The sequence below is a fragment of the Sphaerisporangium dianthi genome (assembly GCF_042654065.1).
GTDB lineage: Bacteria > Actinomycetota > Actinomycetes > Streptosporangiales > Streptosporangiaceae > Sphaerisporangium > Sphaerisporangium dianthi.
The window spans coordinates 1-23,415 of sequence record NZ_JBHSFP010000003.1 but is presented as its reverse complement, the minus strand read 5'-3'; the positions used below and the strand labels follow the sequence as shown (position 1 = coordinate 23,415).

12 protein-coding genes are annotated in these 23,415 nt (G+C 71.5%); 2 read left to right on the top strand and 10 right to left on the bottom strand.

What is annotated here, in order from left to right; genetic code table 11:
* Positions 1–94: 94 nt before the first annotated feature.
* A complete protein-coding gene (pepN, locus tag ACFO60_RS06240) occupies positions 95–2,536 on the top strand; it encodes an aminopeptidase N (protein ID WP_380838130.1) in 2,442 nt (813 codons plus the stop codon).
* Positions 2,537–3,912: 1,376 nt separating this feature from the next.
* On the opposite strand, the gene ACFO60_RS06235 is transcribed toward pepN, so the two are convergent.
* The 7 genes from ACFO60_RS06235 to ACFO60_RS06205 form a co-directional block, all read right to left on the bottom strand.
* Positions 3,913–5,136, bottom strand: coding sequence for an NAD(P)/FAD-dependent oxidoreductase (locus ACFO60_RS06235; RefSeq protein ID WP_380838128.1), 1,224 nt, complete (start codon positions 5,134–5,136; stop codon positions 3,913–3,915).
* A gap of 15 nt (positions 5,137–5,151) precedes the next feature.
* Positions 5,152–6,492, bottom strand: coding sequence for a metallopeptidase TldD-related protein (locus ACFO60_RS06230; protein WP_380838126.1), 1,341 nt, complete (start codon positions 6,490–6,492; stop codon positions 5,152–5,154).
* On the bottom strand, positions 6,476–7,855 hold the full coding sequence (locus ACFO60_RS06225) for a TldD/PmbA family protein (RefSeq protein ID WP_380838124.1): 1,380 nt from the start codon (positions 7,853–7,855) through the stop codon (positions 6,476–6,478). The genes ACFO60_RS06230 and ACFO60_RS06225 overlap by 17 nt, the downstream gene beginning before the upstream one ends.
* The gene (locus ACFO60_RS06220; RefSeq protein WP_380838122.1) at positions 7,846–8,751 is read right to left on the bottom strand and encodes a methyltransferase domain-containing protein; all 906 of its coding nucleotides are present in this window, start codon (positions 8,749–8,751) and stop codon (positions 7,846–7,848) included. The genes ACFO60_RS06225 and ACFO60_RS06220 overlap by 10 nt, the downstream gene beginning before the upstream one ends.
* Positions 8,706–10,226, bottom strand: coding sequence for a radical SAM protein (locus tag ACFO60_RS06215; RefSeq protein ID WP_380838120.1), 1,521 nt, complete (start codon positions 10,224–10,226; stop codon positions 8,706–8,708). Before ACFO60_RS06215 ends, ACFO60_RS06220 begins: the two co-directional genes overlap by 46 nt.
* Positions 10,227–10,341: 115 nt before the next feature.
* The gene (locus ACFO60_RS06210) at positions 10,342–10,476 is read right to left on the bottom strand and encodes a hypothetical protein (protein ID WP_380838118.1); all 135 of its coding nucleotides are present in this window, start codon (positions 10,474–10,476) and stop codon (positions 10,342–10,344) included.
* Positions 10,477–10,581: 105 nt separating this feature from the next.
* Positions 10,582–12,204, bottom strand: a complete 1,623-nt coding sequence (locus ACFO60_RS06205; RefSeq protein WP_380838116.1) for an OPT/YSL family transporter — start codon at positions 12,202–12,204, stop codon at positions 10,582–10,584.
* Between the two features lie 1,042 nt (positions 12,205–13,246).
* Here ACFO60_RS06205 and ACFO60_RS06200 point away from each other — a divergent pair.
* Positions 13,247–14,278, top strand: coding sequence for an inorganic phosphate transporter (locus ACFO60_RS06200; protein WP_380838114.1), 1,032 nt, complete (start codon positions 13,247–13,249; stop codon positions 14,276–14,278).
* Between the two features lie 246 nt (positions 14,279–14,524).
* On the opposite strand, the gene ACFO60_RS06195 is transcribed toward ACFO60_RS06200, so the two are convergent.
* From ACFO60_RS06195 to ACFO60_RS06185, 3 genes are all read right to left on the bottom strand, one after another.
* The gene (locus ACFO60_RS06195; protein ID WP_380838112.1) at positions 14,525–15,445 is read right to left on the bottom strand and encodes a serine protein kinase RIO; all 921 of its coding nucleotides are present in this window, start codon (positions 15,443–15,445) and stop codon (positions 14,525–14,527) included.
* Between the two features lie 425 nt (positions 15,446–15,870).
* On the bottom strand, positions 15,871–17,463 hold the full coding sequence (locus ACFO60_RS06190) for a serine/threonine protein kinase (protein WP_380838110.1): 1,593 nt from the start codon (positions 17,461–17,463) through the stop codon (positions 15,871–15,873).
* Positions 17,464–18,031: 568 nt separating this feature from the next.
* Complete coding sequence (locus ACFO60_RS06185; protein ID WP_380838108.1) at positions 18,032–23,365, bottom strand: type I polyketide synthase; 5,334 nt, start codon at positions 23,363–23,365, stop codon at positions 18,032–18,034.
* Between the last annotated feature and the right edge of the window lie 50 nt (positions 23,366–23,415).

The following is a 23,415-nucleotide window of genomic DNA, read 5'->3' as shown; positions in this document are numbered from 1 at the left end:
CCGGGCGTGGGTCACCCGGCCGCGTCACGAGTCTAGACTCCCCTTCCGCACAGGAGGTCTCGTCATACCGCGTCCCCCGCTGACCCACGCCGAGGTGAGAGAGCGTGGCGCCCTGCTGCGCGTGCGGTCGTACGACCTCGACGTCGATCTGAGCCGGACCGGGGAGCCCGCGTTCCGGTCCAGGAGCACGATCCGCTTCACCTGCGCCCGGCCGGGTGCTTCCAGCTGGGCGGACGCGCTGCCCCGGCGGGTGCGTTCGGCCGTGCTCAACGGGCGGCCGGTCGAATACGACGGCGCAGGACGCATCCCCCTGCCCGATCTGGCGGCCCGCAACGAACTGACCGTGGAGGCGGACTACGACTTCTCCACCGGTGGCGAGGGCCTGCACCGGTTCACGGACCCGGCCGATCAGCAGGTGTACGTGTACAGCCACCTGCAGCCCGGCCACGCCCCCCGCGTGTTCGCCTGCTTCGACCAGCCCGACCTCAAGGCGCCCTTCGAGATCAGCGTGACCGCACTGGACGGATGGACCGTGTTGTCCAACGCCCTGCCCGGTCATCCGCCGGTGGCGGGCGTCCACAGGTTCGCGCCCACCCCGCCGATCAGCACCTACCTGGTGGCCGTGGCGGCCGGCCCATGGGCGTCGTGGACGGCGGACCAGGGAGGCGCCGTGCCACTTGGGGTGCACACCCGGCGTTCGCTCGCGACGCACCTGGACCCGGCCGTGCTGCTGGAGCGGCTCAGGGAGGGGGTGGCGTTCTTCGCCGGGGCGTTCGCGACGCTCTATCCCTTCCGGAAGCTCGACCTGTGTTTCGTCCCCGAGTTCAACTTCGGGGCCATGGAGAACGCCGCCTGTGTGTTCGCCGCGGAGACGTTCGTGTTCGACCGCGCGGTCACCCGGTACGCGCACCGCCGCCGGGACGAGATGATCTTCCATGAGATCTCGCATCAGTGGTTCGGCGACCTTGTCACGCTGCGCTGGTGGGACGACCTGTGGCTGAGCGAGGCGTTCGCCACCTGGGCGGGCGTCCACGCGCTGACCCGGCTCACGGGCGACACCGGCGCCTGGGCCGACTTCGCCGCGGGTAAGAAGGCGCATGCGTACCTCCTTGACCAGTCGGACTCCACGCACCCGGTCGTGACCGGCGTCCCCGACGTGGACGCCGCCGGGTCGGCCTTCGACGCGCTGACGTACCACAAGGGCGCGAGCGTGCTGCGCCAGCTCGTGGCCCGCCTGGGGCTCGACGGGTTCCTGGAGGGCATGCGGCGCTACTTCGCGGACCACTCCTACGGCACCGCCGGCCGGGCCGAGATGCTTGGCGCCCTGGCGGCCGCGGCCGGCCGGGATCTGACCGCCTGGACGGACGCCTGGCTGCTGACGGCCGGGCTCAGCGAGGTACGCGCCGACTTCGACGTCGACGAGGCCGGGCGCTTCACGCGTTTCGACCTGCTCCAGACCGGATCGCTCAGGCCGCACCGTCTCGCGGTGGGCGTCTACGCGGAGGACCGCCATGGTGATCTGGTCCGTGTGCGGAGGCACGAACTCGACGCCGACGGCCCTCGCACGAGCGTGGACGCGCTCATCGGCACCCGGTCCGGCCCGCTGGTACTGCCCAACGACGGCGACCTGACGTACTGCCGGATCGTGCTGGACCCGCGCTCCGCCGAGGAGGTCGTCCACCGGATCGGCCGGCTGGCCGATCCCATGGCCCGCTCACTCTGCTGGACCGCGGCGTGGGACATGGTCCGGCACGCGGAGCTGCCGCCGCGGCGGTTCCTGACGATGGTCCTCGGCGGGCTGACGGCGGAGACGCAGATCGGGGTGTTCCAGCGGCTCCTCGTCCGCGTCTCCACCGTGCTGACGGCCTACACCGAGCAGGGCTGGGCCCGTGCCCACGGCTGGCCCTCGTACGTGGACCATCTGCTGCGCGTCGTCAGCGCCCACGATGGCGACGCGGACCAGAGGCTGGCGGCGGCGCGGGCGGTCGCGGACGCGGCGCTGGCGGCCGACCACGTCGACACGGTGCGGAAATGGTTCCACGGAGCGGCCCCTATCGACGTGGACGACGGGTTACGTCGCAGGTTCGCCCGGTCCCTCGTCGCCCATGGCGAGCCCCCGGAGGACGTCAGCGGCGCCTTCACCGTGGTGGGAGACCGGCTCGCCGAGCGGCTCAAGGCGTCGGCGCCCACCGCGGAGGCCAAGGAGTGGGCGTGGACGGCCATCCTGCGGAGCGAGAGCGTCGCACAGGTCCGCGCGCTGGCCGACGGCTTCGCCCACCCCGCGCACCATCACCTGCTCGCGCCGTTCGTGCGGCGCTACGCGCAGGACGTCCCACCGCTGCTGGCCTCCGGCGGAGACCGGGAACCGGCGCGTACGGTCGCCGTCCGGATGTTCCCCTCCTGGTCGGTCTCACGGCGCACGCTCGGCGTGATCGACCGCATGCCCGCCGGCGACCGCTTCGTCAGGCTGGCAGGCGCGGCGCGGGCCGAACTCGCCCTCGCCGTGGACCTGTCCGAGCGGGACGCCGCCGGGTGACGGCCATCCCTCCGCGCCATCGCCCGCGGCGAACCTCTCGAAGAGCTCCCGCATGGCCGGCCCGGCGTCCGGGCCCGCGTACCACCGCTCACCCGCCCGTCCGGCCAGGTGGTCCCACAACGTCTCGCGCAGCGCGAACGCCTGGTGGTACACCAGCGGATAGCAGGGCCTGCCCTCCAGGTACGTCTGCATCCGATCCCACGCGGCCCCTCGGTCCACCGCGACGCCGAACTCCCGCTCGTACGAGCGCACGTACTCGGCGGCCGGGTCAGGGTGACCGTCGTGGACGGCCATCTCGAAGCAGAGGCTGGTCGCCACCAGGCGCCGGACGTGCTCACGCGCGAAAGCCAGGCGCTGCACGGACTCGGCGTCCACCGTGACACCGAGGTGGCGCCGCTGCCAGTCCGGCCGCCGGACGATCCGTTCCAGGGTGAAGCCGAACGCCTCGGTCAGCGCCGGATGCGTGCGCCACAGGTCGGCGGGGTGCCGGATGCCCGCGGTGAAGTGCAGCGCGTGCCCGAACTCGTGCAGAAGCGTGGCGTGATGCCCCAGCGTCGTGCCCGGTGTGGTGGACACCCGCACGTCGGCCGGCGGCGCGACCGGCGAGCAGAACGCCGTGCCCGACTTGCCGGGCCGTGCGACGTCGTCGACGAGGATGCGTTCCAGACACCCGCCGAAACCCCACTGTCGTACGGTGGAGCGAACGCTCGCGAGCGCGCCGCCGGCGGCGTCGGGCAGGACGGCACGCGCGGCGACGAGGCGGGCGTCCCCCATGGCCGGGGTGGAGAGGGCGTCGCGTTCCCGCCAGCCGTCCCATCGCCGGAGGAACGCGGCCCGCGTGGCGTCCAGCCAGTCCCGGGCATGGGCGACGAACCGGTCCACCTCCGGGTGCAGTGCCCGCACGAGCGCGGCGTGCGTCGAGAACCCCAGCTCGGCCCGCGCCTCGGCGTACGCGTCGAGCCATCGCCGCCGGCCCTCGCGCAGCCGCTCGCCGACGTCCGCCAGGGCCGCCCGGACCTCGGCGCGCCGCCGATCGTCGGTGACGGTCCGCGAGAGGGCGACCAGTTCCCCGTGGGTGAGCGCCCTGCCGCCGGCCTCGGCGGTGACGGTGCGCTGGAGCAGCCGTAGCCGCGCGGTCGCCTCCGTCAACCGGACGCGGAAGTACCAGAGGACCAGTTCCCCGGCGTAGTGCAGGTCCCCGTGCTCCAGTGCGAGCAGGACGAGCCCGCCGTCGGTCAGCCAGGCCGGGCCGCCCTCCGGCGGCGCCGGGTGGTCCTCGCCCTGTCCCGTCGCGGCCAGCCAGCGGGCATGGGCGACCCGGGCCTGGAGCGCCACGAGATCCTCGACATGACCGGCCAGGTAGCCGGGGACGGTGGTCACGACGGGTCCACGGAGGCCGCCGGGGGCAGGCCGAGCACCTCCGAGGCGCCGTCGGCGACCCGCTGCCAGAAGTCACGCCGGTCCTCGGGGAGCCCGGCGAACAGCTCAGAGCAGCGGCGGGTCATCTCCAGTGCCAGCCCGGGATGGGCCAGCACGCCGCGGATCCAGGCGAGCTGGCCGGGCTCGGGCGGATCGATGCGCAGCCCCGCGAGACCCGCGCGGACCTTGCGCCCGACGCGTTCGTCCAGGGTGGTCGCGTAGCTCGCCCGGGCCTGCGGCGTGTCGCCGTCCACCGCGAGGGGCACCGTGGCGGCGAGGGTCTCCGCCGCCGCGCACGCGTCGGTGATGCCCGCGCCGAACAGAGGGTCCTTGTGGCAGTAGGCGTCGCCCGCCAGCCGCCAGCCCGGCCCCGCCGGCTCACGGTGGAAGTTCCGCAGGCTCCTGGACGCGTACACGGGCGAGACCCGCCGTGCCGCGCGCAACCGGTCGGCCATGGCGGGGATCGACCGGAGCAGGCGCTCGTACCCCTCGTCTCCCCGGAGGGTGGCGTACTCCCCCACGGGCGCCGACACCATGATCACCCACCGCTCGCCGTCGCACGGGCCGACCTGGAGCACGTGGCCGCCGTCATGCCACAGCTCCAGCGCCGGCGAGGGCAGCGGGACGACGTCCTCCCAATACGCGTGGAACGTGCAGCGCATGGCCCCGGCGTCGAAGGTCGTGGCCGCGCCGGTCTGACGGGCGGTCGGAGATCCACGCCCGTCCGCGCCCACGACGATCCTGGCCTTCTCCGACCACCCGGCGCCCTCGATCCCGACGACCTGGTCACCGTCCAGGCTCAGGGACCGGACCGGGCTGCGTTCCCTGATCTCGGCCCCGTGCCGGCTCGCGGCGCGCAGCAGGACCCCGCTGAGGGTCTCCCGGCGTACGCAAAGGTTGTAGTGGTACGGCGAGCGAGGCAGCATGGGCGCCCCGTAGTACCCGCCCTCGACCTCCAGGTGCCAGCGTCGCAGCGGCGGCGCGCCGGTGGCGAGCACCTCGTCCAGCACGCCGAGCCGGTCCAGGAAGGCCAGCGTCGTCGGGCCGAAGAAATGGGTGGAGACGGCCGGGGCGGGCAGCCGGGTGCGGTCGCACACCAGGACCCGCAGACCCTCCCGCGCGAGCAGGGCGGCGCTCGCGGCCCCGGCGACGCCGCCGCCGACCACGATCACGTCATACATCGGCCACTCCTCGCGTCATGTCCCGCCGGCCAGTACGAACGGCAGGCGGCCCGACCAGACCCTGCTCACGGCCCACCGGCGGTCGCTGACGGCGCGGAAGCGGCGGCCGAGCACCTCACGCAGGTCCAGGGCGATCGGACGCTGCCGGAGGATCCCGGTCACCCGTCCGTCCCTGATCAGGAATCCGAGCCGCAGCCTGCCCTCGACGACCGGTGAGAGGCCGGCGCGCTGGTGGCCGCCCATCAGCGACTCGACGAGCACCCCCTCGCGGACACCGGCCAGCAGGTCGTCGAAGGAGCCGACGTCGGCCGGTTCGGCGGACAGCGTCGCGCCGTTGAGCACCGGCGTGGCGGGCTTGAGCACCGTACGGCGCAGCGCGTTGCCCCGGAATCCGTGCCCGGTGGGCGCCGCCCCGCACGCGGCCGCCGTCCGGACACTGTGATAGCCCCGCACCGGGACACCCCGCTCGACCAGCGGGAGGGGCGCGCACGGCACGCCGTCGTCGTCGCTGCCCGGCCAGACCAGCCCGCCGGTGCCCTCTTCGTCCGGTGCGGCCGGCTCCGAGGGGTGGTCGCGCAGGCCGATCGAGGGGTGCAGGAACGGCTCGCCCAGCCGCCCGGCGACGAACGAGCGGCCCGCGGTGACGGCGGTCCCGCTCAGCGCGATGACCAGCGGGGTGAGCAGGGTGTGCACCGCGGACGGTGCGAGCAGCAAGTCGTGGTCACCGGAAGGCGCGTCGGCGGCGGGCAGACCGTCCCAGCCGGCCGCGGCCTCCAGCCACGTGGCGAGCGCGGCGGGCAGCGCCGGAGTCCGGGTCCAGCCCGTCCAGGGCAACTGGACGGCGGCCCCTTCCGCCAGCGCGGCGATGTGAAAGAACCGGTCCGAGGTGGTGGTCCGCCCGCCGGGGACCGCGCGGTGCACCGCCTGTTCGGTCCGGGTCACCGTGCCGTGCACCGTCAGCCCGGCCGCGCGTTGCAGCGCGCCCAGCTGCTCGGCCAGGAGCCGGACGGATCGGGTGCCCTGATCCGCAACGGATGTCTCGGCGGCCTCGGCGGCGGCGTTCCTCCCGATGACCGGGTCGTGCACCGCCGGGGGCCCGTGAGCCGCGTTCCGCACGGCATCGCCGATCAGCCCCCGCACGTCGTCGAGGCGGGTAGTGGTGGCCGTGCCCACCCGGCCGTGGCGGTGCACCCGCAGGCACAGCGCCGTCTCGTGCGCGGACCTGACCAGGTCGGGCACGCCCGAGCCGACCTCCACCACGGTGTCGTCGCGCTCGACGGCCAGGATCTCCCAGTGCTCGGCGCGGGCCGCGGCCTCCGCACCGACCTGTTCCAGCCGGTCAGCCAGAGGTGACACGTATGCCTCGCAGTCGCAGCGCGGGGGCCCAGGAGCTGACCGGCAGCGGGTTCTGGCCCTGCTTGCCGCAGCTCGCCGAGGTGTCGCCGCGCCACTGCTCCCGGCCGATCGCGTCGATGGCCGCGAAGGCGCCGAGCACGTCACCGGACAGCACCACGCCTCTGACCCGTCCGCGGACCTCACCGTCGCGGATCTCCCGGCACTCCGCCGGCAGGAAGGTGAAGCCGGCGCGGTCGGTCTGCCCGCCGAGCACGCCACGGGCCAGCAGCCCGCGCGCCACACCGCCGATCATCTCCTCCTCGGACGCGGCACCCGGGGCGATGGCGATCGTCCGCAGCCGGGGCAGCGGCGGGTGACGGAAACTCAGGGCTCTGGCGTTGCCGGTCGGCTCCTCGCGGAAGGCCGCCGCGGTCGAGCGGTCGTGCAACCGCGGCCGGGTGACGACGCCGTCGCGCAGCAGCTCCACCGGATACCCCGCCGTGCCCTCGTCGTCCACCGGTACGAACCCCCGCGCACCGGGACGTCCGGGATGATCGGTGATCGTCAGCATTGACGGGCCGAGCCGCCGCCCGGGGGCCAGGGACCGTTGCAGAGGCGCGTCCCCGAGGTGATGGTCCGCCTCGGCGAGATGCCCGATCGTCTCGTGGGCCCAGATGCCGGCCAGCGGGCCGTCGCACACCACGTCGTACTCTCCGGGCGCCACGACGGGGGCGGCGGGCAGCTCCACGGCGGCCGCGACGGCGGCCTCCACGTCCGGGGCCAGGCCCCGCACCACGGAGAAGTCGCCGCCGCTACCCGCCGACACCGAGCCCGCGGTCCTCGCCGCGCCGCCGTCGGCGTAGACGGTGATCTGCAGCGTCAGGTCCCTGCGCCGGTACGAGACGCCGGTCCCCTCGCTGGTGAACAGCTCCACGTCCGCGACCGATTCGCGGTAGTAGACCATCACTCCGGTCACGCCGGGATGCGCCGCCAGCGCCGCCGTGTGGTAGGCGCCGAGCAGTTCCACCTTCTCCGCCAGGCCGACCGTCTCGGCGAGTTCGCCGGCCTCGCCGGGACGGTCGTCCTGGTAGGGCCGGTGCGCGGCGAGCCGTCCCGCCGCGCACCCCAGCTCGACGGCGTCACGCGCGGCCCTGCGCAGCACCGGCCCGGCGTCCATGGCGGTGCTCGTCGCGAACGCGGACCCCGACCGGCCGATCACCCGAGCACAGCACCCGTCGTCGCGGCTGGTCACGCTGCTTTCCAGGCCGTCGCCGCGCCACACCAGATCGACGATCCTGGCGCGTTCGAGGCGGACCTCGGCGTAGTCGCCGGCCCGCAGGCCCGCGTCCCGGAAGAGCGCGGGTGAGCCGCCGGTCAGCAGCACGGTTGCGCGGGGCTGTCGTCCCGGTAAGCGAAGATCATGGCGCTGGTGACCTGCGCGCCGTCCCGGTACGGGACGAGCCCGTCGCTGCGCATGTCCACGCTGCCGAAGCCCGCGCCGAGCACCAGGTCGCGGTACTGGCTCTCGGTCATGCCCACCACGCACCGGGCGAAGTCCTCCGCGCCGGCGGACTCGCCGGCCGCCACGTCCGCCGGGGGCGGGCCGTCGTCGGAGTACACGACGTCGGAGATCACCGCCACCCCGCCCGGGCGCAGGACGGCCGCGACCGCGTGGAGCACTTCCTTCTTGTCGGGGAACATGCCGAGGACGCAGTTGCTCATCACCACGTCCACGCTGGCCTCGCGCACCGGCGGGCGCCGGATGTCGCCGACCCGCACGTCGATGTTGGTGAGGCCCATCTCCTTGGCCGCGCGGCGAGCCGTCCTGACCATCTGCATCGACGCGTCGACGCCGATGACCCGGCCCGCCTCCCCCACCCTGCGCGCGGCGATCAGCAGATCCAGGCCGGCGCCGCAGCCGAAGTCCACGACCGTCTGGCCGGGGCGCAGGCCGATCGCGTTCATGGGAGAGCCGCAGCCGCTGGACAGCTCCAGCACCCAGTCGGGGACCTCGGCGAGTTCCTCGGGGGTGTACACCGCCGTGGGAGAGCAGCACAGTGTGCTGGTGCCCTGCACCGCGAGCGCGTCGTAGCGCTTCTTGACGTGCGTCTCGACGGGGACGGGGCCCTGGTCGGCCGGGGCCGCGCAGCAGCCCGACGCCTGGTCCGCGCCGTCCGGCGCGCATCCGCAGGCGTCCGGCTCGGCGAGCGGCTCGGCGAGCGGCCGCGGCCGGATCAGCTCATCCAGGGAAACGAACCCACGCGTGTCATCTGCTCCCACGTTCCCTCTTCTCCTTCCGGTCGGTTCGCGTGCTCCTGCCGCCGGCGCAGGGCCATGGGCAGCAGGTAGGCCAACTGGGTCTCGACACGCGTCGTGATGCTGGACACCTTGGGGCAGTAGCAGGTGTTGAAGTCGCCGCCGTTGGCCGCCCACGCCTTGATGGGACAGCCGCCGCCCCCGCAGAACAACTTGACGTTGCAGTCGCGGCACATGGGCACGGTGTCCACGTGGCGGTGCCGCCAGGGATCCCGATAGCCGGCCGCGTAGCTGAACTCGGGGTAGAAGGTCCCGCACGCGTGCTGGGGACGGCCCACGGTCTCCGGGCAGCCGTAGATCTTCCCGTTGGGATCGAAGGCCACGACGCTCGTGCCGGCGCTGCACCCCTGAAGGTTGGGCCGGAGGCGGTCGCCCTCCAGGACCGCCGACCTGATGCGGGCCAGGTCGGGCTGCAGCATGCGGTCCACCAGGGGGTTCTGCTGCACCATGGCCCAGAAGGCGTCCTGGAGCCCGGCCTTGACGTCTCCCCGCACCATGCGCTTGCGCTTCTCCTCGGGGTGGTCGGGGGTGACGTACAGGAACGTGGTGGCCTTGGTGAAGCCGTTGAACAGGCGGATCTTCGGGTGATCTATCCACCCCTTGGCCTGCGCGAACTCCGCGAAGCGCGGCATGTCGTCCACGCTGTCCTCGTCGATCAGCACCCGTATCAGCACGCGGATGCCGGCCTCCGCGGCCACGTCGATGCTGCGCTCGATGAGCTCGAACGTCGGCTTGCCGTTGCGGAACACCCGCCGGGTGTCGTGGGTCCTCGGCGTGCCGTCCAGGCTGACCTGGACCTCCTCGCAGCCGTACTTGAGCAGCATCGGCACGTACGCGTCCAGCGCCACGCCGTTGGTGATCGCGGTGACCGGGTAGCCGCGATCGTAGGAGCCGCGCAGGATCTGCTCGACGGCGCCGCGCTGGTACGCGGTGTCCAGCAGCGGTTCCCCGCCGAACAGGGTGATGTACGGCGGGCCGGAGTTCTGGTGCCGGTCCTGGATCTCCGGGATGGTGTCGAACGCGGCCTCGATCATCTCCTCGTCCATGCGCGGGCTCTTGGTGGTCAGCTCGCCCTCGAAGCAGTACGGGCACGCCAGGTTGCACACGAACGACGGGATGAACATGAACTGGAACGGCGCTTCCTGGATCGCCTGGAAGTAGCCGTCGACGATGGCGCGGTAGCGCGCCTCCTCCTCGACCGGGTCGGTGCAGACGTACCCGCGCTCGATCAGGCCGGCCACGAGGTCGCCGCCGACGGTGGCGTCCCCGGCGCGCACCTGTTCCAGCACGGCGACTTCGGCGGGGGTGACGATGTCCATCGATCCGGAGACCGCGTTGGCGAGGACGCTCACCTTGCCGCTCTCGTCGAGATAGGCCGGGTCCAGGGTGCCCTCGGGGAGTTCCACCGAGAAGGTGACGGTGTTCGGGCTCACAAGCATGGGGTGTCTCCCAGAAACGGTGTCCGTGGTGTCGCCGGGGGTCGGGTCAGGGGGTGGGCCGGGAATTGGAGGGCGCGGCAGGGGATACCTCTGCGGTACGGTCCTTCGGCCACGGTCACTCGCAGCCGTCGGGGTCGTTGGCCATGATGCTGGTCACGACGTCGAGGTTCTTCCGGCCGCGCATGGCGGTGCAGCAGTCGGTCTGCTTCTCGGACACTTCGGCGTTCTCGATCATGGAAAGAGCGATCATAGGTATCACCTCCTCCGCTGTGATCTCTGCCGCGCTCTCCGGCCCGCTCCCCGGCGCCACGCGGCGGGGAGAGTCGTTGGTGGGGCGCACGCCCCAGGTGGCGGGTCACCGCAGGACCTCCCGCACGATGAGCACCGCCACGGTGATCAGGCCCTCGCCGATGATCAGTCCGGAGGCGACGATCTCGGTGGCGCTGCGCCGGCCGGGGTTGCGGCGGGTGAGCAGCCACTGGGTCAGGCCTCCGGCGGCGAGGGTCAGCGAGTAGGCGGGGGGAAGCAGCACCCCGAGGCCGACCATCGTGGGCATGGCCGAGGTGAAGGCGAGGACCAGGCCCAGCGGGCCCGAGACGGCCAGCGCGAGGGCCACGGTGGCGGGGTAGTCGGCCGATCCCCGGACGGTGGCGTCCACGAACTGGACCGCGGTGGCCACGGGGGCGGGGAAGGAGTGTCCTCCGAGCACACCCGCGCGGCTGAGCACCGCGATCACCAGGACTCCGACCACGGCGCCGGCCAGGCCGCCCGCCAGTTGCGTCCAGCCCGTCAGCCGCCTGGGCGGCTCGGACAGGCCCTCGGGACGTTCGTGGGCGACCTTCACCGAGTAGGTGAAGTAGACCGCGGCGAGGGCCGCGCAGCAGATGGTCGAGGCCATGAGCAACGCCGCCGTCTGGTCCGCGCCGGATATGGCGAAGGCCACGACGCTGAAGTACAGCGCCGGGGACAACGGCACCAGCCCGATCTCGCCGCCGGCCCGGGTGAGGAACACGGTCATCACGGCGAGCAGCACGACGCCGAGCAGGCCGTAACCGAGGTATCGCAGAAGAGACGGGTACATCATCGAAAGGAGCGCCGTTCCCACGAGGACGGCGACGGCGAGCCATCGGATACGGCCCGGGAGCAGACGGCCCCCCTGAAGGGAACGCACCAGCGGGCCGCGGACCCGGGCGATCGAGGCGACGGAGTAACCGAGGATGAGGCCGACACCGGCGGCGAGCACCCAGGGATAGGCCAGATGGTCGGTGTACGCCACCGTCCGGCCCGCCGTGCCGTCCTGAACCGCCCACACGACCACTGTGTACGCCGCGCCGGCCGCCAGCCAGGCGCACGCGCGCGGGCCGATGAGGAACCCGACGCCGTACAACAACGGCGAGAGGGCCAGGGCGAGATGGGTGCCCGTGACCTCCGGCGTGACGTCGCGCCCCCACAGGGCGATCCCCAGGGCCGACGCGGCGCCCACGCCGGCGGCGATGGGGAGCAGGCGGCCGAGCCGGTCGCTCTCCTCGTCCTTGGGGGTGCTGAGCGATGCCATCAGGGTGATGGCCGGCTTCAGGGTCGGGTAAGGCAGTTTCTCGGCGACCACCAGCGTCCGCGCGACGAGCCCGCCGAGGAGGATGCCCACGGCGTTCGCGGCCATCGCCAGCACCACCAGGAACCCCCAGGCCGGCAACTCACCGGCCCGCAGTACGACGGCTCCGATGCCGGTGTCCAGCGCGGCCGTCGCCATGTATCCGCTGGACGCGATGGAGAAGACGACGAAGAGACCCTGCCAGTTGAGCGCTCCCGCCACCCGGAGAAGCGCCGCGCCCAGCGCGGCCACCAGCGCCGACCCTCCGAAGGACGTGCCTGTGCGGAACAGGACCAGCACGTTGAGGACGCAGAGCAGCACGCCGATGGCCAGGCCGATGAGCGTGGCCCGGACGTACGATCCCCGCCAGCCGGCGGCGGCGTCCACCGTCAGAGTCGATTGCGATGTGGTGAAGGATGCGGTGCGCTCCTTTCCTCCCACAGAACGCCCCCATCTCGACCAGGTGAACTATATCGATATATATCGATGCAACCGACGAGTGCACAATAAATGGGCCGACGGCGACGGTCAAGAGTCTTGACGAGATCGCCTATTCGTGCATGCGACCCATATTACGGGACGATTACGATACTTTTCGTAATTACGCCGTACAACGGGCCCCATGATCCCCGTCCCGGCCGGTGGCGAAGGTCGACTCGATGGGGTCGGTCGTGCGCGGATGCACTCAGCCCTCCGCGGGAGAGCAATGATCGAGACCTGTGGATCTGACGGCAAGGGTGTATCCCCCGAATCATCTGATCATGGTTTCGAGATAGGGCCGACGCGCCAACGCCGGACGGGACGTCGCCGTTGTCGAGCAGCTGGCCGGCGCGGGCGAGCCTGCCTGCCGCCGAGTGTTTCTCCCCTTCTTGGCCTGTCCGGAAATGTGCCATCGCGGCAGGGATCTCGGGCGCGGCGGTCAGGTGAACTTCCCGGAGATTGACGCTACCCAATCGCATCGATATCTGTAAATATCGGTGCGGATAGTGCTGGAAGTGGTGCTTGGGGCCATGTAATGACAGGTCGGCTGGTGCGGTGCGGCAGGACGTCATGCGGTATGTCATGTCAAGGGGAGGCCTAACGTGCGCGACTCGTCAGTACGTCTCGACCGGGTCGGTAATTCTTGGTGAGCCCGGCGTCACCCCGCCGGGCGCCGGCCGAGTACGTGGGCACGCGGGCGAGCGGGTGCTCGACCTGGCAGCGGCGCCGGGAAGGTCTGTTTCATCGCCTCACAGATCGCCGGCTCAGCCGGCTCCGTTCTGGTAGTCGACATCAACGACGACATGTCGTCAGTCCGCCACGGCGCCTGATGCGCCGGCTTCGAGCGTCGCTCTTCGGTCGGATGCCCGCGGACGTGTAGTCCGGCCCAGCCATACCTCTCGCTGCGCGCGCTCCCGCACGAGCACCGCTACCCCCCGGAGGCACACCCATGGAAGTGCTCGTACTTCTGCTCGTGCTCTTACTGGCCGCCGCCAACGGAGCGAACGACGTACCGAAGGGTGTCGCCACGCTCGCCGGCGCGGGCGTGACGAAAATCCGCACGGCCATCGCATGGGGCACGGTGACCACCGCCCTCGGCTGCCTCGTCTCGTTGACGTTGGCCTCGAAGATGACCGATCTCTTCTCCAAAGGCATCGTCTCCGCCAAGCCCACACCGGCTTTCACGGTCGCGGTGCTGGTCGGAACCATCTTCTGGGTCGTCTTGGCCACCGCCCTGAAGTTGCCCGTCTCCACCACCCACGCTCTGGTCGGCTCGCTTCTTGGCGCCGGAAGCTTGTTCGCCGGCTCCGCGGTCGAGTGGAACGGACTGCTCGGGAGGGTCGTGCAGCCGCTGCTGCTGAGCATCCTGGTGGCCTACGCCATCTCGGCCGTACTAGGAATCATCACCCGGAAAATCGTGACGATCCGTACTGCGAGGCAGGAAAGGATCCCGGCTCCGGTTCCACACGGCGACGCGGCGACGACCGCGACCTTGACGACGCGGGTCGAGCCGACCAGAGCGCAGCAAGCCATCGGGATCGCTCACTGGGCGACAAGCGGCCTGGCGAGCTTCGCCCGGGGCCTCAACGACGCGCCCAAGATCGTTGCTATCGGCTCCTTCGCGCTGGTGGGCGGGATGACGCCGACCGGCCTGCTGTTCGCCGTCACCGCGGCCATGGCCATCGGAGGTGTTGTGGCGGGCTCTCGCATCGCCGACCGGCTCGCGTACTCCGTTATCAAGATTCCTCACGTCGAAGGTTTCACCGCCAACCTCACGACCGCGAGCCTCGTCGGACTGGGCGCCATATTGGGCCTGCCCATGTCGACCACGCAGGTGTCGGCAGGGGCCATCTCCGGCATCGCGGCCAATGATCTCTCCAGGCTCAACAAGAAGACGGTCCGTGACCTTCTGATCGCATGGTTGTGCACTCCGCCTGTCGCCGCCGCCGTAGCCGCAGGAGCGTATCTGCTGCTCGCGTAGCGGGCACAGCAGGCGGGATCGCCACCGTCCTTGGCGGCCGGCGGCGATCCCAGAGCGGCAGGAGGCCTGGTGGACCGAGGCAGCGTGCGTCCTCTACGACCAGCCAGAGCCGGTCGGGACGACAGGAATCGCGGCGAAGCGGTCGAACTTGGCGACGGTGAACTTGTTGACCGGGAGCCGCCCTGGTGGACGGAGCGGGCGGCCAGGTCTTGGGGGTGTGCTTCGACCGCGTTCTTCAGAAGGCCATCAGAACACCATCGTGAGCAGGTCGGCGAACAGCTCCTGTTCGTCGATCTCCAGCCCGCGGTTGGTGAACCACGTGGCCATGTTGTGGCAGTCGCGCATCAGAAAGTCCATGCCCTTCGGGTTGCCCACGATGTCGACGACCTGGGGCAGGTCGATCATCACGATGCGCTCGGCCTGCGCGAGGACGTTGTACGGCGAGAGGTCGCCGTGCGCGAGGCCCGCGCGGGCCAGTTCGCGCATGCCGTTGCGGAGCTGCTCGAAGTACACGCCGAGCAGCGCCTTCGACGGCCGGACCTGGGCGAGCCGGGGCGCGGCGCCGCCCTCGCCGTCGTCGATGAACTCCATCAGCAGCTCGGTGCCGTCCACCTGCACCGGATACGGCACCGGGACGCCGGCCTTCCACAACCGGTTGAGGGCGTCCCATTCGGCGTACGCCCACTGACCGGCCGCGACGCTACGGCCGTGCGAGGTCTTCTTCGCCATCGCCCGGCTGTCGCGGCTGTTGCGGGTACGGCGGCCTTCGACGTAGGACGTACTGCGGTGGAAGGACCGGTGTTCCTCGGTGCGGTACCGTTTCGCGGCCAGCAGCGAGGACTTCGCCGGGTTGTCGCCGATGGCTTCGACGGCCCGTTCGAGCAGGAAGACGTCGGCTTCCTTACCGGTTTTGAGGACGCCGAGCTCGGTGTCGATCGCAGCCTGTTCCGTCACAACCCAGGAGGGGCGTGGTTCCGGGCCGCGAGAACCGCGCTCGACCTCCAGCCAGGTGGACCATCGCTGATCCGGGCCCAGCTCCTCGTCGACCGAGTGGAACGCCAAGACGAAGGCGTCGGCCGGATCTGATCGGGACTCGTCACTGGTGAGATCGGACCAGCGGGAGGGGAGGGCGGAGGAGGAATCAAAGAGTTCGTACTCGGAAGACAACGGGTGTGCTCCTGAACAGAGAGGTGGGACTGATGCGGACATGCCGCAGCACAGTGATGGCCATCCGTCAGCCCTCCTTAGTTCAGGCAGCGTTCGCCGCCGCTCGGTCACCCCAGCATGCCCGCCCGTTCCGGACCCCGCAACGTAATTACCGGAGTCGGCTGCCCCTGGCCGCTGCCCCGCCTGCCGGCCGGCCGCACCCGCGGCCCGGGAAGGTCGTCATCATGCTCCATGTGGTCGTCTTGAGGACCTTGAGCAGGGCGGTGGTCGCGGGCGGGTCCGGCGGCTCGCCGTAAGTGACCCCTCCGGCTCGGTCAGGGGCGTCGCCCCGCCCGACGACCTCCACGGGGCCGCAGCACCGGGGACACGGTCGCGATCACACTGCAGCCGGACGGCGTTTCCGGGAAACGATCACTCTGCCTTTCTCAGCGCCATGAGGCGGTCGAAAGCACGTCCTGCAGATCAGGATTCTTCTGGTGATCGATGATCAGGACGCGCTGCTCCTCGACGAACCACTCCCGCTGGTGGAACTGGTCGAGCGCCTGGCTGAAGTCGTCGTTCATGCAGTCCACCGGCCACTCAAGGTAACGGGCCTTCTTCGCGCCGACCAGCACGCTGTTGGCGGTGATCGCCTTCCCCACCTCGCCCTGCATGCCGGTGTACGGGTAGAAGCATGGCTGGACGTCGCTGGCCGGGTTGTATCGCATCTTGCCGGTGTAGGACCCTCCACCCCCGCTGCCGTGAGCGCCGGCGGAGATCTGTCTCGCCCCCATCACCCAGAAGCCGTGGCATTCCTCGGCGGAGAAGTACTCGTACGGCCTGACGCATTTTCCGGTGACGACATGGGTGCCCGCATCCGAGGTGTAGACCTTCCAGCCTGGTTCGAGTTCGAGCCCGATGCGATCGGCGATCCAGGTGAGCCCGGACGGCGGCGACGAGGTGATCACCGCCGCAGGAGTCTTCACCGCGACGGTCGCGGGACTCGTCGTGACGTCGTTCGGGTCGGCTCCGCTCCTGTTCGGCGCGAAAGCCGCGATGAGCACGGCCATCGTCACCGCGAGGGCGGCGCTCATGGACACCGCGAAGGGGACCGCCCGATGGTGCGGCCGCCGAACCGCAGGTTCGGCGGCCGTCATGCGACCGGCACTCGCCTGACCGGCCTGACCCGAATACGGCGGAGTGAACGGCTGGAAGGGCTGGGGTACCCCTATCGGACGGCTGTCCTCATGGCCGACGAGCCCGAGCATCACCTCTCTTGCGGTCAACCGCAGGGACGGATCCTTGGCCAGGCAAGCCGCCACCAGGCCGCGCAGAGGTTGCTCGAGCATGCTGACGTCGGGCTGCGCGGTCTGGATCCGGTAGAACACGACCGGGATGGAATCGCCGCCGAACGGAGGACGCCCCGTAGCGGCGAACAACATCGTCGCCGCCCAGGCGAACATGTCGGCAGCCGGCCCGGGCGGAGCTCCCGCGACCTGCTCAGGTGCCATGAAAGCGGGCGTCCCCGCGACCCCGGTAGCCGTCGCGTCGGCCGCGGCCCGCCGGGCGACACCGAAGTCGATGACGCGCGGCCCGTCCCCGGCGATGAGCACGTTGCCCGGCTTGAAGTCGCGGTGCACGACACCGGCCTTGTGAATCGCGGTCAAGGCGGTGGCCGTCCCCACGGCCAGCCGGTGCAGCGCGGTCCCGCTGTAAGGCCCCTTCTCGGCGACCTGGACGTTGAGCGCCGCCCCCGCGACGAACTCGCTGACGATGTAGGGCGTGTCACCTTCGATGTCGGCGTCGAGGACCGCCGCTGTACAGAACGGCTGCACTTGCCGGGCCGCGGCCAGCTCCTTCGCGAAGTCCTGCCGCGCCCGAGAATCCCCGGACAGCCGCCCATGGAGCACCTTGACCGCGACTTCGCCCTCCGGGCCCTCCCCGAGGAAGACCGCCCCCTGGCCGCCCTCCCCGAGTCGGGCCCGCAACCGATACCGCCCCACCACCCGCGGGTCCTCGGCCCGCAACGGCTCCCGCATGAGACCACCCGTCCTCGACGACCCGCCCATTCTCCACGAAGAAGGTCATCCAGAGGCGCCGTTGACGAGCCACCTCGGCCGGCGTCAAAGCGAGCACCGTCGCGGTTCACCGCTCGGTGCGTGCCAAGGGTGACCCGAAGACCAGGAAGTCCAGGCACGTTCTCAAACGAAAAGGGGCTCCGGAAGAACTCTGAAACCCTACGACCAGTAGAACCGGTCGGGACGACGGGATTTGAACCTGCGACTGGTTACCCAGGGAGAAACAGCAGGTCCAGACCGGACCGGCCTCGCGGGTGCGAGCATGACCCGCGCTCTGTGGCCGACAGCGCGACACCCATGGGACCGCAGGCCACCGTGCGCGATTACCTGTCGAACGCGATAAGTGAGGTCGGCGGGGCAACCGGATCGACGCGATCCGCCTCTCCCGCGACGCCGGCCGGCTCTGAGCCGACTACCGGCACTCGGTGAGCGCCCCGGCCCAGGTGTTCCTGCGACGTGTGGCCGCGCCCCCGGTCACCGGCAGGGCCGCCATGTGCCTCTGCCGTCTCAGAACAGCCGGACCCCGCGTTCAAGGCCGGTCCGGCCAGTGGTCGTCCGCGAACTCCTGGTCGATGAAGTCGAATACCTCGTCAAGTTTCATCGGCTCCCAGTTGTCGGTTGGTGTCTCGTCCGATCCGGTCAGCCGCCGCAGGATGCCGCGCAGCCGGTCGACGATCGCAGCGTGATCGTCGGCGGCCACGGTGTCGGACCCGGTGAGCGTGCCCTCGAACCTGTCCAGTTCGCGCAGCAGACCAGCGGAGCCGGTACCCGTGTCGTCCCCCATCAGCCGCAGCCGCAGCGCCTGGGCGAGTTCCGACGGCGTCGGATGGTCGAACACCAGGGTGGATGGCAACGACATCGATGTCGCCGTCCGCAGCCGGTTCCGCAGCTCTACCACCGCCAGCGAGTCGAAGCCCAGCTGTTTGAACGGCTCGTCGGGATCGATCGACGCCGGCGAGGTGTGGCCGAGCACCGCGGCCCCGTGGACCTGCACCAGCATGAGCAGCTCCTGGTACTGGGCGGCTGCCGGAAGCGCGGCGAGCCTGCTCGCGAGGGCACGCGCAGGCTCGTCCGGCCGGCTCACGCTCCGGACCTGCACCAGCCCGCGCAGCAGCGCCGGCAGGTTCTCCGTCGACGACCTCGCGCGCAGCGCACGGACATCCAGGTTCAGTGGCGCCACGACCGCGGCGGTCGCGCCGACCGCGTCGTCGAACAACGCGAGACCACGGGAGCCGGCCAGCAACCCGATGCCGTTGGCGTGCAACCGGCGCAGTTCCCGGTCGCGCATGCCGGCGGTCATACCGGCCGACCGCTCCCACGGTCCCCATGCCAGCGAGACCCCTGCCAGGCCGCGTGCCCTGCGCTGGTGGGCGAGCGCGTCGAGGAACGCGTTCGCCGCGGCGTAGTTGCCCTGCCCGGGGTTGCCGAACAGGGCCGACGCCGAGGAGAACAGGACGAAAAAGTTCAGGTCCATGCCCACCGTGAGCTCGTGCAGGTGCCACGCCGCGTCGACCTTCGGCCTGAGCACGGCGTCCACGCCGGCGCCGGTCAACGTCTCGACGACCGCGTCGTCCAGCACGCCGGCCGTGTGCACCACACCGGTGAGGGGAAGACCTGCCAGCAGGTCGGCGAGTGCGTCCCGATCCGACACATCGCAGCGCACGGCCCGGACCCGCGCCCCGGACCGTGCCAGCTCCGCGAGCAGCTCGGGGGCGCCGGGTGCGTCCGGGCCGCTCCTGCCGGCGAGTACGAGATCGCGCACCCCGTGCTCACGGACCAGGTGCCTGGCGATCATCCCGCCCAACGCACCGGTGCCGCCGGTGACGAGCACGGTGCCGTGCGGGCCGGCGGCCGCCGGCATCGTCAGGACGGCCTTGCCGATCAGTCGTGCCTGGCTGAGCGCCCGGAACGCATCGGTGGCGTCGCGTACGTCCCACGTGGTGACCGGTGGCGGTGTCAGCACGCCCCGTTCGAACAACGCTACGAGCTCACCCAGCATCTGCCCGATCCGGTCCTGGCCGGCGTCAGCGAGGTCGAAGGCCTGATAGCGGACTCCCGGGTGGGCGTCGGCGACGTGGTCCGGTTCACGAATGTCGGTCTTGCCCATCTCCAGGAAGCGTCCGCCCCTGGGCAGCAGCCGCAGTGAGGCGTCGACGAACTCACCGGCCAGGGAGTCGAGGACGACGTCGACGCCGTCACCGCCGGTGCTCGCAAGGAAACGCTGTTCGAACTCCAGCGTGCGCGAGGACGCGATGTGGTCGTCGGTCAGCCCGAGGGCGCGCAACGCGTCGTGTTTGCCGGGGCTGGCGGTGCCGAACACGCGGGCGCCGAGGTGCCGGGCCATCTGGACCGCGGCCGTGCCGACGCCACCCGCGGCCGCGTGCACCAGCAGGGACTCCCCCGGTCGCAGGCCGGCCAGGTCCACCAGGCCGTAGTAGGCGGTCAGGAACACGACGGGCACCGACGCCGCCCGCACGTACGACCAGCCGCGCGGCATCCGCACCACGGTGCGGTGGTCGGCGACCGCGACGGGACCGAAGGCGCCGTCGAACACTCCCATCACGCGGTCGCCGGGAGCGAGGTCCGTGACACCGGGTCCGGCATCGAGCACCACGCCGGCACCCTCCCCCCCGATCCGGGCAGGTCCGGGATACATGTCGAGCGCGACGAGGACATCCCGGAAGTTCACGCCCGCCGCACGTACCGCGATCCGCACCTGTCCCGGGCGCAACGGTTCGAGCGCCTCCGGGCAGGCGACCAGTTCCAAACCGGCCGGCGCGCCGTCCCCGGTGGCGTCCAGGCGCCACGCGGGTGTGCCGGCGGGGGGTGTGAGTGCGGGCGGCCCGGCCGGCACCAGCCGGGGGACGTAGGCACGCCCCCGGCGCACCGCAATGTCCGGTTCACCGCTGAGACACGCGGCCGTGAGCACGCGCTGCGACCCGTCGTCGTCATCGACGTCGAGCAGCATCAGCCGGCCGGGGTGCTCGCTCTGGACCGTGCGCACCAGCCCGCGGACCGCCGCGCCCGCGAGGTCGGCGACCCCCTCGTCCGGCCCCACGGCGACCGCGCCTCTGGTGACCACCGCCAGGGTGGCAGCCGCGAACCGTTCGTCGGCCAGCCACGCCCGCAGCAGTTCGAGCTGCCCGGTGACCGCGGCGTGTACCGAGAAAGGCATCTCGTCGCCCGCCGGCCATCGGGCCGCGCAGTCGACGAACGCCAGTTCCGGCACGGGTTCGCCGGTCGGTGCTGCCAGGCAGGCGTGCGCGTCCCAGTTCGTCCGTCCCACCGGCGAACCGGGCGGCAGGGTCACCTCCGTCCAGCGCACCTGGAACAGTTCGCCTTCCCCATCGGCGTGGTCGGCGCCCAGCCGGGCCGGCTCGACGGGGCGCAGCACCAGGGCGCCCGCGGTGATCACCGGCGCGCCGGTCGGGTCGGTGGCGGTGACCGCGATCGAGTCCGGGCCGGCTGGGGTCAGCCGAACCCTCAGCACCGAGGCGCCGACCGCCGAGACGGTCACGTCGTTCCATTCGAACGGCAGTGCCGCCGGTCGCGTCCCGGCTTCGGCACCCGTCAGGACGGAGGCGTGCAGGGCAGCGTCGAGCAGCGCCGGGTGCACCGCGTACCGAGCCGCCTCGGGCATCTGCTCGGCCGCCAGCGCGACTTCGGCGAACACCTCCCCCCCGGCCCGCCACGCGGCGCGTACCAGGCGGAAGGCGTTGCCGTACACCAGTCCGGCCGCCGCCAGGTCGTCGTAGAGGGAGCTGATGTCGAGAGCGGTCGCGCTGGGCGGTGGCCAGCTCACGGTTTCGGCGGGCGGGACGTGCTCGCCGGCCGCCACCACGCCGCTCGCCAGGCACGTCCAGTCCCGTGCACCGTCTGTTCGTGTGTGGACGGCCACCGGCCGGCGCCCGGACTCGTCCGGTCCGCCCAGCGTGACACCGAGCGCGACGCCGCCATGTTCCGGCAGGCGCAGCGGCGTCCGCAGGGTGAGTTCGTCGATCCGGCCGCACCCGGCCTCGTCGCCGGCCCGCACGGCTGCCTCGAGCAGTGCCGTACCCGGCACCACCACGTGACCGTGGACCGAGTGGTCGAGCAGCCACGGATGTGTGCGGCGGGACAACCGGCCGGTGAGGAGGAACCCGTCCGAGTCCGGCAGGTTCGTGCCGGCGCCGAGCAACGGGTGTCCGACGGTCCGCATGCCGAACCCGGCCGCGTCGGACGCGGTGGCGGGTGCGGGCCAGTACCGCTGCCGCTGGAACGGGTAGGTGGGGAGGGTGACCGGTCGTCCACCACCGGGGAGGACGGGTCGCCAGTCCACCGCCGTGCCCGTGGTGTGCAAGGTGGCCAGCGCGGTGAGGAGGGCCTCGGGCTCGGCCCGGTCGCCCCGCACGGCCGACACGAACGCCAGGTCGTCGCGCTCGACGCAGTCCTGGGCCATCGCGGTCAGCACACCGCCGAAACCCACCTCGCAGAACCGGGTCACGCCCTGCGCGGCCATCGCGCGCACACCGTCGTGGAACCGCACGGTCTGCCGGATGTGCCGAACCCAGTAGTCAGGGGAGGGCGGTGCCTCGCTCGGCAGCAGCGCACCGGTCACCGTCGAGACGAACGGGGTGCTCGGTGGCGCGGCCGTGATCGTCGCGGCGATCCGCCGGAACTCGGGCAGCATCCCGTCCATGAGTGCCGAGTGGAAGGCATGGCCGACCCGCAGCCGCTTGGTCGTGCGGCCGAGTGCCGAGAAGTGGCCGGCCGCGACGTCGACGGCGTCGACGTCGCCCGCCAGGACCACGGAGGACGGCCCGTTCACCGCCGCGACGTCCAGCGGCAGCTCCAGTCCGGCGAGCACGTCGCGCACCTCCGCCTCTCCGGCGGAGACGGAGAGCATGGTGCCGCGCACGGGCAGGTCCCCCATCAGCCGTCCCCGTCCGGTGACCAGTGCACAGGCTTGCGTCAACGTGAGCATGCCGGCGGCGTACGCGGCGGCGAACTCGCCGACCGAGTGTCCCAGCAGGACATCGGGTCGCACGCCCCACGACTCCAGGAGGTGGAACAGGGCCACCTGGGTGGCGAAGATCGCCGGCTGCGCGTACTCCGTACGGTCGATCAGTCCGGCTTCCCGTGATTCCGGATCGGCGTACAGCACCTGCGCCAGCGGCCGGTCGAGGTGCCCGTCCAGTTCGGCGCACACCGCGTCCAGCGTTTCCGCGTACCCGGGGAAGGTGTCATAGAGCATCCGGCCCATACCGGCGTGCTGGGTCCCCTGCCCGGAGAACAGCAGGCCGAGGCGGCCGCTCACGGCTTTTCCGGTCACCGCGGTGGCCACCGTCTCGCCGCGGGCGACGGCGTCGAGGCCCCGCAGCAGTTCCCCCCGGTCCCTCGCCGTGATCACGGCCCTGCTGTCGAGCAGGGATCGCGAGACGACCAGCGCGGTGGCCACGTCCGCCGGTGCGAGCGTCGCGTCGGCCTCGACGTGTTCCCGCAGCCGCAGTGCCTGGGCGCGCAACGCATCGGCGGTCTTCGCGGACAGCGGCACCGGCACCGGCAGCGGCACCACGTCGAGGGTGACGGTCGCCTTCTCGTTCCGCACTTCACCACCGGCCAGCGACGCTTCTTCGACGATGAGGTGCGCGTTGGTGCCGCTGATCCCGAACGACGACACACCCGCCCGCCGCGGCCGCCCCGTCTCCGGCCAGTCCTGTTCCCCGGTCAGCAGTTCCACCGCGCCGGCCGACCAGTCCACGTGCGAACTGGGCTCGTCCACATGCAACGTCCTGGGCAACCGGCCGTGCCGAAGCGCCATCACCATCTTGATCACACCGGCCACACCCGCCGCCGCCTGCGTATGACCGATGTTCGACTTCACCGACCCCAACCACAACGGCCGATCCACCGGCCGACCCTGACCATAGGTCG

Excerpts from the sequence above, each read along its gene's own strand:
- ACFO60_RS06235 (WP_380838128.1), bottom strand. The coding sequence starts at position 5,136 with ATGTATGACGTGATCGTGGTCGGCGGCGGCGTCGCCGGGGCCGCGAGC.
- ACFO60_RS06215 (WP_380838120.1), bottom strand. The coding sequence starts at position 10,226 with ATGCTTGTGAGCCCGAACACCGTCACCTTCTCGGTGGAACTCCCCGAG.
- ACFO60_RS06210 (WP_380838118.1), bottom strand. The coding sequence starts at position 10,476 with ATGATCGCTCTTTCCATGATCGAGAACGCCGAAGTGTCCGAGAAGCAG.
- ACFO60_RS06200 (WP_380838114.1), top strand. The coding sequence starts at position 13,247 with ATGGAAGTGCTCGTACTTCTGCTCGTGCTCTTACTGGCCGCCGCCAAC.
- ACFO60_RS06190 (WP_380838110.1), bottom strand. The coding sequence starts at position 17,463 with ATGCGGGAGCCGTTGCGGGCCGAGGACCCGCGGGTGGTGGGGCGGTAT.